This window comes from Enterococcus sp. 9E7_DIV0242 (genome assembly GCF_002140975.2).
Taxonomy (GTDB): domain Bacteria; phylum Bacillota; class Bacilli; order Lactobacillales; family Enterococcaceae; genus Enterococcus_L; species Enterococcus_L clewellii.
The window spans coordinates 3739861-3758088 of sequence record NZ_CP147247.1; the positions used below are offsets into that span (position 1 = coordinate 3739861).

At 40.6% G+C, this 18228-nt stretch carries 17 protein-coding genes; 11 read left to right on the forward strand and 6 right to left on the reverse strand.

Features of this window, described 5'->3' with window-relative positions; translation table 11 throughout:
• Positions 1-2: 2 nt before the first annotated feature.
• The 4 genes from A5888_RS17535 to A5888_RS17550 all read left to right on the forward strand — a co-directional run bounded on the left by A5888_RS17535 (position 3) and on the right by A5888_RS17550 (position 2579).
• A complete protein-coding gene (locus A5888_RS17535; protein WP_086350925.1) occupies positions 3-419 on the forward strand; it encodes a MarR family winged helix-turn-helix transcriptional regulator in 417 nt (138 codons plus the stop codon).
• 83 nt (positions 420-502) lie between these two features.
• Positions 503-1141, forward strand: a complete 639-nt coding sequence (locus A5888_RS17540; protein ID WP_086350926.1) for an SDR family oxidoreductase — start codon at positions 503-505, stop codon at positions 1139-1141.
• 18 nt (positions 1142-1159) lie between these two features.
• Positions 1160-2263, forward strand: coding sequence for an NADH-dependent flavin oxidoreductase (locus A5888_RS17545; protein ID WP_086350927.1), 1104 nt, complete (start codon positions 1160-1162; stop codon positions 2261-2263).
• 118 nt (positions 2264-2381) lie between these two features.
• Positions 2382-2579: a hypothetical protein gene (locus A5888_RS17550; RefSeq protein WP_139843920.1), complete on the forward strand. Its 198-nt coding sequence runs from the start codon at positions 2382-2384 to the stop codon at positions 2577-2579.
• Between the two features lie 28 nt (positions 2580-2607).
• Here A5888_RS17550 and A5888_RS17555 read toward each other — a convergent pair whose 3' ends face one another.
• Both A5888_RS17555 and A5888_RS17560 read right to left on the reverse strand, forming a co-directional pair.
• Positions 2608-4077, reverse strand: coding sequence for an alanine/glycine:cation symporter family protein (locus tag A5888_RS17555; protein ID WP_086350929.1), 1470 nt, complete (start codon positions 4075-4077; stop codon positions 2608-2610).
• A gap of 206 nt (positions 4078-4283) precedes the next feature.
• Positions 4284-4601 (reverse strand): hypothetical protein, encoded by a 318-nt coding sequence (locus tag A5888_RS17560; protein ID WP_086350930.1) that lies wholly within the window; start codon positions 4599-4601, stop codon positions 4284-4286.
• Positions 4602-4796: 195 nt separating this feature from the next.
• On the opposite strand from A5888_RS17560, the gene A5888_RS17565 reads away from it, so the two are divergent.
• On the forward strand, positions 4797-5432 hold the full coding sequence (locus A5888_RS17565; RefSeq protein WP_339101758.1) for an endonuclease III domain-containing protein: 636 nt from the start codon (positions 4797-4799) through the stop codon (positions 5430-5432).
• A gap of 50 nt (positions 5433-5482) precedes the next feature.
• Here the strand turns inward: A5888_RS17565 and A5888_RS17570 are convergent, their stop codons facing one another.
• The 4 genes from A5888_RS17570 to A5888_RS17585 all read right to left on the reverse strand — a co-directional run bounded on the left by A5888_RS17570 (position 5483) and on the right by A5888_RS17585 (position 10177).
• Positions 5483-8134 carry a calcium-translocating P-type ATPase, PMCA-type gene (locus A5888_RS17570; protein WP_086350932.1) on the reverse strand — a complete coding sequence of 884 codons (2652 nt, stop codon included), beginning with the start codon at positions 8132-8134 and terminating at the stop codon, positions 5483-5485.
• A 179-nt stretch (positions 8135-8313) separates the two neighbouring features.
• A complete protein-coding gene (locus A5888_RS17575; protein WP_086350933.1) occupies positions 8314-8895 on the reverse strand; it encodes a TerD family protein in 582 nt (193 codons plus the stop codon).
• A 71-nt stretch (positions 8896-8966) separates the two neighbouring features.
• Entirely contained in the window at positions 8967-9548 is a 582-nt protein-coding gene (locus tag A5888_RS17580) for a TerD family protein (RefSeq protein WP_086350934.1), read from the reverse strand.
• Positions 9549-9577: 29 nt separating this feature from the next.
• Positions 9578-10177 carry a TerD family protein gene (locus A5888_RS17585; RefSeq protein WP_086350935.1) on the reverse strand — a complete coding sequence of 200 codons (600 nt, stop codon included), beginning with the start codon at positions 10175-10177 and terminating at the stop codon, positions 9578-9580.
• A gap of 325 nt (positions 10178-10502) precedes the next feature.
• Between A5888_RS17585 and A5888_RS17590 the strand changes: the two genes are divergently transcribed.
• The 6 genes from A5888_RS17590 to A5888_RS17615 all read left to right on the forward strand — a co-directional run bounded on the left by A5888_RS17590 (position 10503) and on the right by A5888_RS17615 (position 18214).
• Complete coding sequence (locus A5888_RS17590; protein ID WP_086350936.1) at positions 10503-12131, forward strand: YceG family protein; 1629 nt, start codon at positions 10503-10505, stop codon at positions 12129-12131.
• A gap of 66 nt (positions 12132-12197) precedes the next feature.
• Positions 12198-13301: a toxic anion resistance protein gene (locus tag A5888_RS17595; protein ID WP_086350937.1), complete on the forward strand. Its 1104-nt coding sequence runs from the start codon at positions 12198-12200 to the stop codon at positions 13299-13301.
• A gap of 371 nt (positions 13302-13672) precedes the next feature.
• On the forward strand, positions 13673-14905 hold the full coding sequence (locus A5888_RS17600) for an HpcH/HpaI aldolase/citrate lyase family protein (RefSeq protein ID WP_086350938.1): 1233 nt from the start codon (positions 13673-13675) through the stop codon (positions 14903-14905).
• Positions 14902-16281, forward strand: a complete 1380-nt coding sequence (locus A5888_RS17605) for a phosphoribosyltransferase family protein (protein ID WP_086350939.1) — start codon at positions 14902-14904, stop codon at positions 16279-16281. The genes A5888_RS17600 and A5888_RS17605 overlap by 4 nt, the downstream gene beginning before the upstream one ends.
• Entirely contained in the window at positions 16281-17438 is a 1158-nt protein-coding gene (locus A5888_RS17610) for a cysteine protease StiP family protein (RefSeq protein ID WP_086350940.1), read from the forward strand. The genes A5888_RS17605 and A5888_RS17610 overlap by 1 nt, the downstream gene beginning before the upstream one ends.
• Positions 17435-18214, forward strand: coding sequence for a hypothetical protein (locus A5888_RS17615; protein WP_086350941.1), 780 nt, complete (start codon positions 17435-17437; stop codon positions 18212-18214). The genes A5888_RS17610 and A5888_RS17615 overlap by 4 nt, the downstream gene beginning before the upstream one ends.
• Positions 18215-18228: the final 14 nt, after the last annotated feature.

An 18228-nucleotide genomic window follows, 5' to 3' on the forward strand; every position in this document is an offset into this window, starting at 1 on the left:
TAATGTCGAAGAAGGAAAGAAGATTAGCTGATTGGTTGGCGTTATCTCAGCTACTAGCTAGTGTTGATAGCTGTTTGGAAGAACAATTGAAAAGCGAGGCAGGGCTAGCGCTAAATGAGTTTTACGTACTATACTTTCTATCTGTTGAGGGTGCCAAAAAAATGCGTTTGCAACAGCTTCAGGAGAAAATGCCTTTAAGTCAAAGTGCGTTATCACGATTGATTGGTCGCATGGAAGACAAGCGCTGTGGTGTGATCAAGCGTCACATTTGTACAGATGACAAAAGAGGGATCTATATCAGTGTGACAGATAAAGGACTGGAAAAGGTTGCAGCAGCAGAACAAGTAGTAGATAAAGTGTTAAGAGAAGTGTTTGAGCAACAGCCAATACTGGCCGGCTTTTATAAATCGAAGGGATGAAAGTCAATTGATTTGTAAAAGTCATTTTCTTAGTATATTATATGTATGTGCATACATATTTAGAAAGAAAGGAGAAATAGGAGATGAAGATATTTGTTGCAGGAGCGACTGGCAGAGTTGGTCAAAAGTTAGTAGCTATTTTACAAGAACAAGGTCATTTTGTTTATGCAGGAGCTAGAAAAACGGATCAGATTGTGGAGTCAGAAAATAGTAAGGCAGTTTTTACTGATCTTCACACTTCGGTGGATGCGTTAACTGAAGTTTTGGGAGACTCAGAAGTTGTGATATTTGCTGCTGGTTCCAGAGGGAAAGATTTGTTACAAACGGATTTACATGGTGCCGTGAAGTTAATGCAAGCGGCAGAAAAGAAGGGAATCAAGCGTTACATTCAGTTGAGTTCTGTTTTTTCTTTGGAGCCTGAACGTTGGCAGGAAGGATCTTTTGCAAGTATTCTCGACTATATGATTGCCAAGCATTATGCTGATTCTTGGTTGATCGATCATACGGATTTGGATTATACAATTTTACAGCCGGGGACATTAAAAGAAACGACAGGTACAGGAAAAATAGCAATCGATTCACATGAAGCGGGTGAGAACTCTATCGCTAATGTAGCGGAAGCACTGGCACAACTGGTGGTAGAACCAAGCACAATAAAAAAAGTAATTGCTATGCATGATGGAGAGACGCCAATCAAGGAAGTATTCAAAATAAATGACTGACATAGGAGGAGAAACTGTATGAATAAATTAAACGAACCATTAGTGTTCAAAAGAGGCTTAAAGTTAAAGAATCGTGTAGTTATGGCACCAATGACAACGAAAATGAGTTTTTATGATGGGGTCGTTACTCAAGATGAGCTGAATTATTATCGCTTGAGATCTGGGGAAGTTGGTGCAGTTATTACTGCAGCTGCAAATGTTCAGGAGATAGGAAAAGGCTGGGAAGGCGAGCTGAGCGTAGCTTCTGATGAGATGATCCCAAGCTTAAGTCGGTTGGCTTCTACAATCAAACAGAACGGGACCAAAGCAATTTTACAGATTTTTCATGGTGGTAGAATGACGAATTCTAAAATCCTTCGTGGGGAGCAGCCCGTAGCTCCCAGTGCTGTAGCTGCTGAACGAGAAGGAGCAGAAACGCCTAGAGAATTGATGGAGGCGGAAATTCCATTACTGATTGAAGATTATCGCAAAGCAACGATTCGTGCTATCAAGGCTGGGTTTGATGGCGTGGAGCTCCACGGAGCCAACACATACCTGATTCAGCAGTTTTTCTCTCCACATTCTAATAGACGCTCTGACCAATGGGGCGGTTCCGTTGAAAAACGCGCTCATTTTATCGATTTGCTTGTAGATAGTGTGACTGCAGCTGTGGATGAATATGCTGAAAAAGAGTTCATTGTAGGCTATCGTTTTTCTCCGGAAGAATATGAAGAACCGGGGATTAAACTGTCAGACACTATGTATCTAGTTGAACTATTAGCCAACAAACCGCTGGATTATCTACATATTTCTTTGAATGATTATCAAAGAGTTTCTGTTTCTGATGAATTTCAAGAGAAATCAATGCTGGAGTATGTTCACGAGAAAATAGCTGGACGTATGCCGTTGATTGGTGTGGGAGATGTTCGAACTGGAAAACAGGCGCAGGAAGTACTTGACCATGCGGAAGTGGTGGCTGTCGGACGCGCATTGCTGATTGATCCTCACTGGACGAAGAAAGTCCTAGAAGGAAAAGAGGAGGCAATTCGAACAACACTTCCCTTTGAAGATCGTGATGAATTGGTCATTCAAAATGGTGTTTGGGAATTTTTACAAGGTATGATGCCGGAACGATTGGTGTAAAGTAAGGTTGTGACAGAAGTGGTCAGCTTCAAGCACCAAAAGTAGGTACTTTTCATCATCTGTTCTGCTCAAAAGAGCACTCACAGTGATTCTAAGCAATAAGGCGGAAATTCCGAAAATGACAAGAAACACGGAATGTACCATTCCGATGTTGATTGATTCCTACTTGGTATCACATAAATTTTTGCGAATTTTCGACTTATTGTCGAAAAGCCTTGAAACACAGTGGTTTACCACTGATGTTGAGCGGACATTGATGCAGCTCACTGCTAGTAGCTGCTTCTGGAACACCGTTTATCTGGTTTTAAAGGGCTGAGGCATACTAATGTCACAGCCCCAATTTTTTACTCTTCCAACCCAAGTTCAGAGGTAAATGGAATTTCTTCTTCAACTTTTTCTATCGGCAATGTAGATCCATCTGCCTGCAATCGATTCAAGAAGCCTTTGGTTTCTCGGAAAACGACGGGACTTAGTGCAATGAGTGCAATCAGATTGGGAAAAGCCATTAATCCGTTAAAGATATCTGCAAGTGTCCAAACAGCTGTGATCGTCATATAAGGGCCGATAAAAATAGCAAAAATATGAACGATTCTGAAAATTTTGGCTCCTGTAAGACTGCCGTTTGTTAGATAACTCAAACAACGTTCAGAGTAATAATTCCACCCGATGATCGTTGTGAACGCAAAGAATGATAGACACATCATCAGTAGGAAAGAACATATCGCATTTGAAAAAGGCAAAGCTTCTGAAAAAGCATAAATAGTTACTGCAGCGCCATCCAACCCTGTTTCCCAAGCTCCAGTCAAAATAATCGCAAGTCCAGTCATTGTACAAACAACAATCGTGTCAATAAATGTCCCTGTCATAGAGACCAACCCTTGACGAACAGGCTCGTTTGTTTTTGCTGCGGCTGCAGCAATTGGTGCACTCCCTAAACCAGATTCATTAGAGAAGATTCCGCGTGCCACACCCTTTTGCAGTGCCAAGATCATTGCTCCCAAAGCACCGCCGCTTACAGCACGTAGCCCGAATGCTCCTTCAATAATTTGAGCGAAAGCATTTGGCAGCTCTGAAAAGTTCAAGACAACCATCAATAGGCATAAGGACACGTAAACCACGATCATAGCGGGAACAATGATCTCAGCTACCTGAGCAATTCGTTTTACCCCGCCAATCAAAACAATCGCAGTTGCCAAAGTAACCACTGCACCAGTTATGATTACTGACCATGAGTATTCCTGCCCAAATAAAGCAACAGTATTTGAATTGGTTGGATCAAAAAAGGACTGTGCAGCACTAGTGATACCATTGATTTGAGTGAATGTTCCGATTCCAAGTAGTCCGGCAAGAAGACCAAATAAGGCAAACATCTTACCCAACCAGCGCCATTTCACGCCCATACCATTTTCTATGTAATAAAAAGGGCCACCTAAAGCACTCCCGTTTTTATCAAATGTACGAAACTTTAATGCTAGCAAACCCTCCGCAAATTTGGTTGCCATCCCTAGAAGTGCCGCGACCTCCATCCAGAAGAGAGCACCTGGTCCTCCTGCGACGATCGCTGTTGCCACACCAACGATATTCCCGGTACCGATTGTGGCAGATAGGGCTGTACATAACGCAGCAAAGCTGGAGATATCTCCTTCACCACCTTCTTCATTTTTCACCATATACTTTAAAGCTAAAGGTAGCTTTCTAAGCTGTATTCCTCGTAAGCCGATAGTCAGAAAAATCCCAACACCCATAATCAATACGATCATCGGAATTCCCCAGATAAAATCGTTGATCTGACTTAATAAATCACCTAAATCCATAACAACACCCCATTCATTTCATTTTTTATTGTTAAGTGTATCACAAGTTTTTATATGGAATCAATACGAAATATGAGGAAATGATGAAAATGTTCATCTAATTATCATTAAATGCCGATATGGGACAAAGAATGTTCGGGTTTTTGATAATACAAGAAAAAACTTGACCGAAAGAGTGCAGATAGGCAGTTTCAGTCAAGTATTGATTATTCTTCTATCACCTGATAGAAGCGTTGAAGAAGCTGTTCAAGTGCTTCGCATAATTCATTTTTATGTTCTTCTTGTGTTAAGCGCAGTGTTGGTGAGACAGCCAGATCCAACAGCTTTATAGGAATGAGTTCATTTTTCGTTGCATCAATCGTGATTTGAGGATGAATAGTTGTATCGCCACAAGGACCAGCTTCTAAAAAAGCTAATTCGTAGTGAGAATTTCCGAGGTCTCTTAATCGATAGTAGCCATCCTTGATAAATTTTTTGTCCTCATTAAAATACTTTTTTAATTGTTTCAGATCTTGTTTGTCCAAAGAGTATCACTCCTAAATGTTCAATTTTTCTTAGTATAGCATACACGATAAAAGGCTGTTAGGTTTAATAAGTTACTAAAAAAATCCAAAATTGAAGAAAGTTACTGGCATTTGCTATACTGATAGGTGAACAGAATGGAGAGAACGGACATTCATGTGGTATAAAATTTCATGAAAGAGAGGAGACGGATAGGATTGATACCTGTAGTAGAAGTTTATAAGCAGCTGAAAAAGCATATGCCGGGACGAATCTGGTGGCCGGCAGAATCAAAGTGGGAAATTATTATTGGTTCGATTCTAGTTCAAAATACAAATTGGAAAAATGTTGAATATTCATTGCATAATTTAAGGGAAGAAACACAATTTCAGCCCGAACGGGTGGCGGCGCTTTCTCTGGAAGAATTACAAGAGATGATTCGGCCAAGTGGCTTCTTTGTAAATAAAAGCCGAGCGATTCAGGAGATATTTTCATGGCTCAGTATTTTTGATTTTGACTTATTAGCTATTGAAAGACAACATGGAGATGCCTTGCGAAAGCAATTGCTTTCGCTACGTGGTATTGGTGAAGAAACAGCAGATGTATTGATCGTCTACGTTTTTGATGGGGTAGAATTTATTGCGGATCGCTATGCACAGAGATTGTTTACTCGATTGGGCATAGAGGATATCGAGAGCTATAAAACATTGAAAAAACGTGTGTATCTTCCAGATAATTTTAGTACAACTGAGGCAAAGGAGTTTCATGGATTAATTGTGGATTTTGGGAAAGACTATCTAAAAAATGATGCCACATGGATGACTAGCTTTTTATCAGATTTTAAGTTCAAATAAAAAAGCCGAGACTGCAGAAAATCCTGCTGTCTCGACTTTTTTAGTATCTATTATTTGTTCAACGCTTTTGAAATCACTTTTCTCAGTATATCGATTGGAATGGCTGCAATAGACAAACCAAGAACGATAGCCCACTCAGTGACATTTAGAGGTGTTGTACGCAAAATTGCGCCGCCGACAAAGGTCATCAGAATTTGAACAACGATGATTAGACCCATGATACGGATAAACATTTTATTTCTACTTAAATTATCAAAAATATTCAATTTCTCTGTTCTTACGTTAAATCCATTGAATACTGCATACAGGATAAAGAATGAGAAGAACCCTGTGTAAAGAGCGATATCACCAGAACCACTTGTAAAGTATTGAGAAAGGAACGTGCCTTTCAGCATCCATAGCCCAATCGCAGTAATAACAATTCCTTCGAAGACGAAAGCGGAAAACATTGGGCGTGTCACGATACTTTCATCACGACGTTTTGGTTTTTCTTTCATGTAACGTTTCAAGGTTGGTTCAGCACCGAATGCCAAGGCAGCCAGTGTATCCATTACCAAGTTTACCCAAAGCATTTGAGTGATTGTCAATGGGTGATCGATACCAACAAATGGTGCGATAAAGCTGATCAGCAAAGCACCAACGTTCAATGTTAATTGGAAGACGATGAACTTTTGAATAGAACGGTAAATTGTACGACCAAATAGAATAGATTGAGCAATCGATTTGAAGTTGTCGTCAAGAATAACGATATCACCAGCTTCTTTTGCTACTTCTGTTCCGCTACCCATCGCAAAACCGACATCGGCACGCTTCAAGGCAGGACTATCATTTACGCCATCACCCGTCATACCGACAACCAAGCCGATTTCCTGTGACAAACGAACCAGACGAGACTTGTCAGTAGGTAAAGCACGAGCGATAACACGAATATTTGGAAGAATCGATTTCACTTCTTCATCCGGCAGTTCGTTGAGCTCCTGAGAAGTTAGAACTACATCGTCTGGAGCAGTCAGGATCTTCGCATCTTTCGCAATAGCAACCGCTGTTTCTTTACGGTCACCAGTGATCATAACAACTTGTACGCCCGCTTGATGCACTTCTTCAATGGCTTCGATAGCCTCTGGACGAACATCATCACGAATAGCTAAAATACCAACCAATGTATAATCTGATGGTAATGTTTCTTCCGTTACTGTTTGTTCTGTTGTTGCAAGAATCAAGACCCGAATCAATCGTGTTGCTAGGTCATTGATTTCAGTTTCCAATTCAGCCAGCTTTGTGAAAGGCTGTTTATTACCTTCTGTATCATAATAGGTTGAACAGTTCGGTAAAATCATTTCCGGAGCCCCTTTGATAAGGGTTGTGTTCCAATCCCCAGCCACTTGTGTTGCTGAAAACTTTCTAGCAGAGGAGAAAGGTATTACAGAAACATGCTCTAATGTTCCATGCAAGTTTTCATTTTTCTCTGCAAAAGCAAGGACTGCTTTTTCTGTTGGGTTCCCCCCGATGATCAGAACGTTGCCATTACTGTCTTCAGAAATTACAGCGTTGGTATTATTTACAATGGATGTACCAATGATTTTTTGAAGTTTCTCAGGGACATCGCCAAGAGTGTCGAAGCTTTCGTTCGCACCATTGATATAAGAAACAACATCTAGTTTTCCTTTAGTGATCGTTCCTGTTTTATCAGAGAACAACATGTTCAAGCTTCCGCTTGTTTCGATCCCTTCAAGTTTTCGAACGAGAATATTGCTACGCAGCATTTTCTTCATGTTCTGAGAAAGAACCATGGCAATCATCATTGGCAGGCCTTCTGGAACGGCAACAACGATGATAATAACAGCTAGAATAAAGGCTTCTACAACATCATTTCCGACAACTCCCAGGTTTGTGAAGTACTCAGAAATCAAGGCGCCATCGAAGTTGTTCTGTACTAAAATCCGGTTGATCATAAATGCAACAAAAATCAGTACCCCACCAGTGTAACCAGCTTTAGAAATCATGTCTGCCAATCCGGCAAGCTTCAGTTTCAATGGAGATTCGCGATCTTCGATAGAAAGCTCAGAAGCCATTTGTCCGAAGAAAGAAGCGTCTCCGACTTTGGTTACTTTCATGACTGCTTCTCCGGAAGTAATAACTGCCCCTCTGAACAAAGCATGTTGATCAAAGGTATCGCCATCTTCGTACGTACCACCTTTAGGTAAAGGTGTTTTTGTTGCTTCATCAGATTCTCCATTTAGAGAAGCCTGATCGACTTTTAAAGTACCTTCCAATAAGATACCATCTGCAGGGATTTTATCCCCGGTTTGCAGGATGATTTCATCCCCTTGAACGATATCGTCGATTTTGATTTCAACGACGTGTCCGTCACGATAGACCTTAACAACGATTTTTGATGCATCTTCCTGTAATTTCTGGAAGGCATTTTCATTGGAGTATTCACTCCATGTTCCGATCAATGTCGCCAACAATACGGCAATCGCGATTCCCATCGCTTCATACCATTCAGCGTAGCCAAGAAAAGCAAAAATTAAATTAAGAACGAGTGCAACGATCAATATTTTGATGATTGGGTCATCAAAGTTTCCTTTTAGTTTGTCAAAAAATGACTCCGATTGTTTTTCAGTCAGGGCATTTGTCCCATGTTCACGTTTGGACTGCTCGACCTGTTCGGCTGTTAAGCCGGCAAATGTCTTATTCACTTATTAATAATCTCCTTCATGTTATAGAGAGAGCTAACTATTTTTTGTTAGTTCCCCTTATTAAATCAGACAGCCAATTCTCTATAAGAAAATTGGATATTACCTTTGTCTTTTTCGGTATTTTAGAGTAACCAAATGGCTGGGATGACTAGATCCCAGCCATAAGTCTTCCTCGGTTATTACTGTACGTCTAAACCATATGCTTGAACGAGTGCAGCGAGGCCGCCTTGGTAGCCGCTGCCGATTGCGTTGAATTTCCATTCGCCATTGTGACGATAAAGCTCGCAGAATACTACCGCTGTTTCAACAGAGAAGTCTTCTCCTAAATCGAAGTTTAAGATTTCTTCGCCAGTTTCTTCATTTAAGATATGAACAAACGCGTTCGATACTTGACCGAAGTTTTGGTTTCTTGCTACGGCATCATCGATTGTTACAGTGATTGCGATTCGTTCGATTGCTTGAGGAACAGCAGATAAATCGATTTTAATTTGTTCGTCATCGCCGTCTCCTTCACCGGTACGATTATCTCCTGTATGGATAATGGAGCCGTCTTCAGATTGAAGATTATTATAGAAGATAAAGCTTTTTTCATTTAGACATTTGCCACTTGCATCTAGTAGAAATGCAGAGGCATCTAAGTCAAAAGCTGCACCACTGTCGAATTGGTTTGTGTCCCAACCTAGACCAACAATTGTTTTTGTCAGTCCCGGATTTGTTTTTGTTAGGTCGACTTTTTGACCTTTGGATAGATTAATTGCCATATGTGTTATACTCCTTTATCCTTATTTGAAAATCCCATGTAACTGTTGATTTCCCACTATAATTGAAGTGATTATCCGATGTTTACACCGAAGTCTCTACCAAGTGCGGCTAATCCGCCTTGATAGCCACTACCAATTGCAGTGAATTTCCATTCGCCATTGTGACGATACAATTCGCCGACAACGATGGCAGTTTCGATTGAGAAATCTTCACCTAAGTCATAACGAATCAATTCTTCTTCTGAGTCTGCATTGATGATTCGGATGAACGCATTTGAAACCTGACCAAAGTTTTGGTTTCGTTCTTCTGCACTATCAATCGTTACAGTAAAGCGGATTTTCTCAATAGAAGGGTTTACGCTGCCAAGTACGATTTCGATTGACTCGTCATCGCCTTCGCCTTCACCAGTGCGGTTATCACCCATATGTGTTACTGCGCCATCCTGACTAGTTGGCTGATTGTAAAAAATGAAGTCAGCATCACTTGTTACTTTTTCATTTCCGCCAAGTAAGAATACTTCTGCATCTAAGTCAAAGTCACTTTGACCGTCGTACTTGTTTGTGTCCCAACCCAAACCGACGCGAACTTTTGTCAATCCGGGATTTGTTTTTGTTAAGTCAACTTTTTGACCTTTTGCCAATGAAACTGCCATAAGAAAAAAACCTCCAGAATTTTATAGTTTTATTTATATCGTTGAAGCATTTCTGATAAATTAGCAACGTCCATTCCACTACCGACAGCAGCGAATTTCCACTCGTTGTCATGGCGATATAGTTCACCTGCAACCAAACCAGTCATTCCTTGATAATTGTCTGTCAGATTGTAGCGAGCGATTTCCATGCCGGAATCATCCATGATACGAATGAACGCGTTGCGGATCATACCAAAATCCTGATTACGTTTATGCGCTTGATAAATATTAACAACAAAGACCATCTTATTATATTTCGGGTTCACACTATTCAATTGTACTTTGATCACTTCGTCGTCACCATCACCGGCACCTGTCAGGTTGTCTCCTTGGTGAACGATTGCGCCATCTGTACTTTTCAGTTGACCGAAGTAAACGACATCTTTTTTGTCGACAAAACGATCGTTTTGAAGCAAAATCACCGAAGCATCACAATCGATTGCTGCTGGTTTTGCACTAAATAAACCACCTAAAAAACCGCCTCCAGATTGAGACGCTTCATCCCATCCTAGCCCCACGGTGATATTATTCAATGTCGGATTAGACTTGGTCAAATCAATTTTTTGACCTTTTGATAAGTTAATTGCCATTGGTTTGTATCTCCTTTTTCATTAGAATATATATGATTTCCTGTCAAATAAATCCTATCTCAAAATAACAATGAATAGTTGAGAGAAAAATGATTTAACAGTATTCACATAGTAGAAAACAACCCATTGCTCAATCTAAATCGCCTCATTTTATGGTGATAATTTGTGTTGATTAGTTGGTATGGATTGGATATACTTTGATTATATCACAGAAGACTTTCAGCGTGACTGGTAGAAGAAAAAATATCAAAAAATCATGCTTAAGTTGTAGTGTTTCCTAAAGAAACAAAGTATAAAATGTATAAGTAGAAATGGAGTGAATGGTGTGTTGGAATTACATCCGATTCCGCAGGATCTGAACAAGATTGATTGGCAAGCAGAATTTATCACGCCTATATCACTGAGAACAGGGTTTCAAAAAACAGAAGAAACATTGACGTATCCTCAAATTTCCGGCGTTGTTTTAGGTGTTCCGTTGGATGAATTCAGTTATGGCGAGTGGCTATATGAAGTTGTTTATAACGAGAGCAACAACATTCATTTACTGGCTGGGAATTTGGAAAAACAGATCGATAATCAGATATTTCAGGGAATCCAGAAATTGTTCAATACACACAACGAGCAAAAAGGTCTTTCTCCGAATCGTTTTGTTGCGTTTATGCAGGGAAATAATTTACTGCCGTTGCGTGAGCATCCGGAGTATTATCGCTATCTGACGTTAAAATTTATTGATTTGATCAATATTTTTGCAGAAAATCATGGAGATTTGCTTCATAAGGACTTCCGCAGAGTGATCGTAGACTGTATCAAATGGGGCTTCAATTACATTGATCAGTGGCTCAAGGAGACTGATTTGGAAAGTGATGTACCGAGAGTCATTTGGTATGGAAGCATGACGAAAAGTGAGCAGTATTTTCTGATTTTATTATATCTTCTTGGGTTTGATGTACTGGTGTTCAATAGTGAGAAGGTCAACGAATTTAAGGACGTGAAGGGTATCAGCCTTTCCGTTTATGAGTACCCAAATGAAATGGATATGGCACCTTTCCCGACGGAAAAACCGATGCGAAAATCGACAACAGCTAGAAAAGCAGCGATGGAACTCAGTAATATCATGAATGCTGACGGTACATTATTATTAAAGCCTTTTCAGCTGAGAGAATATCTTCCTGAGAGTTTGACCTTGCAGACGACCTATGATGAAATTCGAATTATTGGTAAGGAAAAAGCGTTTGTTCGACCAAATTTTCAAGTGGAAAAAGGAGTCGTGAAGATTCCGGTAATTTTTGCTAAGGTGCTGGGAATATCAGAAGATCGTAAGAAGTATTGGGACGATTTTTATGAAGTAAGAAAGAGTACAGACTTGGTAGAGGTTATTCGAGAATTTCCGATCAAACAGGAGATTAAAGGGAATCAGCAGTTTCACTATCAATTTGCTTTGAAGAAGGATGGGACGCTTTCACCAGAGAAGCTAATGGAGTCCAATTGGTGGCAGCATCGAGCGGTCTCTAACGGAATGCAGTTGGCGTTGGCCAGTGCAATCAGCAGATATGTAAGAAAGGCCCATTTTCTTTCCCATGGGAGTGAATCCAAAGAAGATGTTCAGTTATATCTGTTCTCTCAAGCAATGAATATTCCTCCGTTCATCACCAAAATGCTTCAGCAATACGATTATGCTCAAGATGTTCCCAAAATTATGATTTACAATAATGGTATGACTGGAACGTTGACAAGAACCGATGCAGCATTATTGCTATTGTTAAATGAATTGGGATTTGACGTTGTCCTCTATAATCCAACGGGGCAGAATGATTTAGAGCTGTATATCGATAGTAGCCGATTTGACAGTCATTGGTTAGAAGAAGTCAATTTTGAAGAGACTTTCCAGACAAGCGGAATGGCGGCGAAAGGAAATAGTACCATCAAATCGATTTTTAACCGATTTAAAAAATAAGAAGGTGCAGGCAGAGAGGAAGCAAGTGGAACCTTATCTGTCACTAAAGAAAGGGAGTTTAAAAATATGGACAATCAAATGGAAACAGGACTCGAGGAGTTACAGGTAGTAAATGTAGAAAAGCGGTTATCACAAGCTGAATTACAGAAGGAACAACTAAAATCAGAACCAGAAGTGCTCAATATTAGTAAAAATGTTGATTTAAGAGATCAGCTTTCTATTTTGGAATTCGGTAAAGAGCCGGCAGAACAAATCTCTCAATTCTCTTCTCGTATTTTAAATAACATGACAGTGGCTGAAACACAAAAATCAACAGTGATGTTGGATAAGCTGGGTAAAATCATGGATAAGTTCGAACCGGAGGATTTTGCGGAAGAGAAAAAAGGCTTATTCAATAAGATTTTCGGTAAAGGTAAGGATATCGTAAGTCAAATCATGGCGAAGTATCAGACAATGGGCGGCGAAATCGAAGTTGTGTATACTGAAATCAAGAAGTATGAAGTGAAAATGAAGCAAAATGTAGCGATGCTGAATCAGTTGGCAGATGAAAATATTCGTTACTATCTTGAACTAGAGAAATATATCGCAGCTGGTGAAGTGATTGCTGATGATTTAAGAAACAATAAAATCACTGCGTTACAGGAACGGGTGAATAACGGGGATCAAATGGCCGGAATCGAGCTGAGCAAAATGACAGCTGCTTTGGAAATGGTGGAACAGCGTGTGTATGATTTGGAAATGGCGAAACAGGTCTCTCTTCAAACCGGGCCACAGATCGATATGCTGCAAAAAGGAAATGTCCGTTTGATCGGTAAAATCAACTCAGCCTTTGTCATCACGATTCCGGTGTTCAAGAGTGCCTTGATTCAAGCAGTTGCCGCGAAACAACAGAAGATGACGGCAGAAGCAATGAGCGAGTTGGATAATAGAACTAATGAAATGCTGATGAAAAACGCACAGAATATTTCTCAAAATAGTATAGAAATCGCAAAACTGTCCGGTTCTCCAAGTATCAAACTTGAAACGATGGAGCAAACATGGAGCACCATCATGCAAGGGATGGAAGAAACGAGACAAATTGAAGCAGAAAATATTGCTGAACGTGAAGCTGGAAAAAAACGTTTGTTGGAATTACAATCGGAGTATGAAGCAAAGAAGCATAATATGTAATTTTGGTATAGTTCCGGACGACTTTCTATTTTGATCGTCAGGCAAATCTGTAGAGAAAAGAGGTTGTGACAGAAGTGGTCAGCTTCAAGCAATAAGGCGGAAATTCCAAAAATTGTCCCATAAATTTTTGCGAATTTTCGACTTATTGTCGAAAAAGCTGCTTCTGGAACACCGTTTATCCGGTTTTAAAGGGCTGAGGCATACTAATGTCACAGCCCATTTCTATCAATTAAACATCGAATATAAGGTGTGTTCATCTGATTTTTATACATAAATATAGCCTGTTTTTGAGTAATGAAGGTTTCTGGCAAAAACAAACTATTTAATGGTTCCGTTGGTTTTATTTAAAAAAGGAAGAAATGAGGTTCGACATGAAACATTTCAATTTTTTATCACAAGAGGATGAGGCAGCAATTTTTTATCAGCTGCCGCAAACGATTCAAACAAGATATAGAGGACTGCATCGCTTTTCAACAGAAGAACGCTTACTTATAGGAAATTCATTGGGCGCAGCATTGTATATGCCGGGAACCAGAGAGAATATTGCCCAACTGGTTATTAAGGCTCGTTATTCTGCTACCGCCTATATTTTATGTTTGGAGGACAGTATTGGAGATGTCACTCTGGAGGTAGCCGAAGATAATTTAATCAGCCAGTTGAAAGAAATCGAACAGGCAGTCGAGAGGATGTCTGATTCTGAAAAAGAACGATTGCCAATGCTATTCATTCGTGTTCGAAATCCGGAGCATTTGGCTATGTTTGGAGAAAAACTGGGTGAGTTGGCCAAAGTCATTGATGGCTTTGCACTTCCTAAAGCCGACAGTCAAAACATGGTTGCTTATCTGACTCATGTAAGTGAACTATCTGAAGCAAACAATACGTGGCTATGGGCAATGCCGATTCTGGAATCCAGAGTGCTGATGAGCAAATGTACGAGGGAAGCGGAGCTGTTGAGAATTTATGAGATACTGACGCGACCGGAGTTTGAAGAACGAATTCTCAACATTCGTCTGGGCGCAACGGATATGTGTGGATTATTTGGACTAAGGAGAGCAATCGATTCTACCATTTATGATGTTTCTGTTATGCGGGATTTCATGACGGATGTACTGAATTACTTTTCTATCGACCGTCGTTTTGTTATCAGCGGTTGTGTGTGGGAGTTTTTTGGCAAGCGTCCGCGGATATTGAAACCATTACTAAGAGAAACACCGTTTAAAGCGAAACTGGGTGAGGATGGTCAACAGATCCGTAAAGAGCTGATTACAGAAGCAAATGATGGACTAATCAGAGAAGTTTTATTTGACAAAGTTAATGGAATCAATGGAAAGACCTGCATTCATCCGACCCATATCGTTCCAATCAATAGTCAGCTGGTTGTACCTAAAGAAGAATTTATGGACGCCCAACATATTTTAGATAGTACAGATGGCCAAGTAGGGGTCTTTAAAAGTGACAAAGGCAATAAAATGAATGAGGTCAAACCACATCTTTTGTGGGCGAGACAAATCATTCGACGGGCAGAAGTCTATGGTGTATTTAACGAGGATAAGGAATTTGTCGACTTGTTGATTGCAGAATATTTAAGCGAGGAGCAAAAATGACAGAAGTAAAAGAATACCCAGTTGCAGAAGGATTGAAGGTAAGAATTACAATAGAAGAGAACCCGTTTGGGCTTGTACCCGATAAGCTTTTTCAGATGGCCGCCCGCATCAATAAAAAGCGCAGCTTTTTGTTTGTTAGCCCAGTGCTTGGTAAACATCTGCCAGTCAACCCATCTGTTTCTTTGCTGATCGGTCGAGCATTAGCATTGGTGTACAGCGGTCAGATCAAGGGCTATCAAAAAGAAATACGTGCAATTTTGAATGAACCGGAGAGGCAAAAGAATTTCAACATAGAGCAGTTGGAGAGTGCTCGTGTTGCATTGGATCGACCGATAACAGTTATTGGCTTTTGTGAAACGGCCACTGCGTTGGGGCAGGCATTTTTTGAAAGCTTTACCTCGCCTGTGAAATATATCCACACAACGAGAGAAGAGCTAGCTGGTAGGCAGCCGCTCCTTTCTTTCGAGGAGGAACACAGCCATGCAACGGCACATCGTGTGTATGCAGAAGACCCTGACTTTTTCAGAGATGATAGCGAAGTGGTTTTGGTCGATGATGAAGTAACGACAGGAAAGACGAATCTAAATATTATCCGTGATATCATTCGACTATTTCCTTGGAAAAAGGCGTTTACGATTGTATCGATCCTTGACTGGCGCAGTGCAGAAAATCAACAAGCGTTTCGGGCATTGGAACAGGAGTTGGGGATTCAAATAAATGAGGTTTCGTTGTTGAAAGGTAATGTCGAGGAAATCGGTCAGGTCAAAGAGTTGAAAGAAGATTCACTGGTAACCGAGAGTGAGCCATCGGCATTACTGTTACAGAAATCTTTTAAAAAGAGGTTACCAAGGTTGTCTTGTTCTACAGAAACGATCGATGAGGGAGAAAAAGCTGAAATCCCGGCTTATTTAACGGCGACTGGTCGATTTGGTCTAACAGAAAGACAGTATGAAGAAGAACAGCTGAGGCAAATCGCTACTCGGCTGAAAGAATTACGTCAGGAGGGTTCTACGTTGGTTCTCGGAACAGGAGAGTTCATGTATCTACCGATGCGTATCGCGAGTTTGATGGGGGAAGAAGTTTATTTTCATACAACGACGAGAAGTCCCATTCTCAGTAGAAATCAGACGGACTACCCGATTTTCAACAAGCGGGAGTTTCCGAGTCCCGAACAATCAGGAGTAGCAAATTATGTCTATGGTATACCTAAGGAAAAGGGCTATCGTGATATTTTCGTCTTGTTTGAACGAATTGCAGACAGAGAGAGCTTGCTTGTGTTGAATCATACATTGAAAGCCGTTCAGGATGCAGAAATTTATTTTGTCGATCTTTCGGCTAGAGCAGCCTATCGATCTGTACTTGGGAGGAGCAGCTAATGAAACCATTTATCAAAGGGAGTTATTCAGAGGATGATGTAATCTTTTTACTGCAGGATATCAGTAGCTATGTGGATGAAATCGCCACGCCAGAAAGAGAAGTTTTGATTCAAAGCGGCGTGCACTATTCGGAAATGCTGCCGGTAGAATATCAGCCAACAGAAGAATATGTTGCTTTGTTCAAAGAAACCTTGAAGGATTCGGCAGAGCGCATCGCTTTATCAGTTGCGATCGTGGCGGAACAAATCGTTTTAGAGAAAAGAAAGAACCACGAAGATGATCTGGCAGAAACCTTGGAGGATCTGGTTCTGGTTAGCTTGGCCAGAGCAGGTACGCCAATTGGTGTGTTGATTAAAAGATATTTGAAGCTTGTCTATCAAGTGAATGTTCCCCATTACTCTATTTCGATCATTCGAGGACGAGGCATTGATGAGGTGGCATTGGACTATATTTATCAGCAATCCGCTTCAGCGGATATTCAGTTTATTGATGGCTGGACGGGAAAGGGGGCAATTACAAAGGAATTGACCGAAGCGTGCGAGCTTTACAATGAGAAAAGAAGCTGGAAATACGCATTGTCCCCTGTGTTAGCCGTACTAGCGGATACAGGCTATTGCACGACGCTTTATGGAACGAGAGAAGACTTTTTGATTCCGAGTGCGTGCCTGAATTCCACAGTTTCCGGCTTAGTCAGCCGAACGGTGCTTAATGAACGTTATATCAAGCCGGGAGAGGTTCATGGCGCAAAATACTACAAAGAGTTTGAGCCATTGGATTTATCCAATCTGTACATTGATACAATCATGAATGCATATGAAGAGAAGAAGGATCAAATTGCTGAAGATGTGCGTGAGGCACTTGAAAGCTGGAATCCGAATGAGATACCTAGCTGGGCTGGGATGGCAGCGATCGAAAGGATCAAAGAAGACTTTAATTATGACAGTATACATTTTATCAAGCCGGGAGTCGGAGAAACAACGAGAGTACTGTTGCGCCGTGTCCCTGAAAAACTATTGATCAATCCGGAGAAAACCAATGATTTACGACATATCCTATTATTGGCAAAAGAGCTCCATGTACCAATTGAAGAGTACACGAATATGCCTTATTCTTGTTGCGGGTTGATTCGTCAAAAAGTAGGGGAAAAAGAAATATGAGGACAGCTTTGTTTACCGACTTGGATGGAACGATTCTGTTTTCAAAAAGGACACTGCCAGAGCATTTAACTGAAAAAGACTGTGTCAAAGCCGAAACGTATAGTAACGGTGGGTATGGACTTATGGAAGAAAAACTAGTTGCTTTTCTTGAAGAATGGCAGCAGAAAAATCTTCTGATTCCGGTGACGACTCGTTCGACAGAACAGTTTGAGCGCTTGAGAACGGTATGGAAAAGAATACCTGTGCCATATGCATTAGCAAGTAATGGCGGTAACCTCTATCGTGATGGTGTGTTGGATGAAAACTGGAACAAGAAAGTTAGAGCAAATCTGGCGGTAGAATTATCATATAAGGAAGCTGTTTTATCGATCTTAAATGTGATTTTACCGCAGGAAAGTGTTCGGAAAATCAAGGATATTGACGGGCTCTATTACTGTATACTTGTTACGGAACGAAGTTGGGAACAAGCATTTATAAACGAAGTCAACGCAGCATTGGCTGTCTATGACTGGATTGGTTTCTTTCAACATAAAAAGCTGTACTTTTTACCGAAGGGATTAACGAAAGAGCGAGCGGTAAAAACATTGCTCACTGAACTTTCGGAAGAACTAGTTTGCGTAGGTCTAGGTGACACAGATATGGATCAGCAGATGTTGTTGGAGTGTGACCAGCATATGTACTTTGGTAAAAACCAAAGCTTTGATGAAGGCTTAGTTAGTGGAAGTTATTCGTTTGAAGTTGTGAAAAAGCTCCTGGAAAATCAAGACATAAAATAGAAAAACTCAGAAAA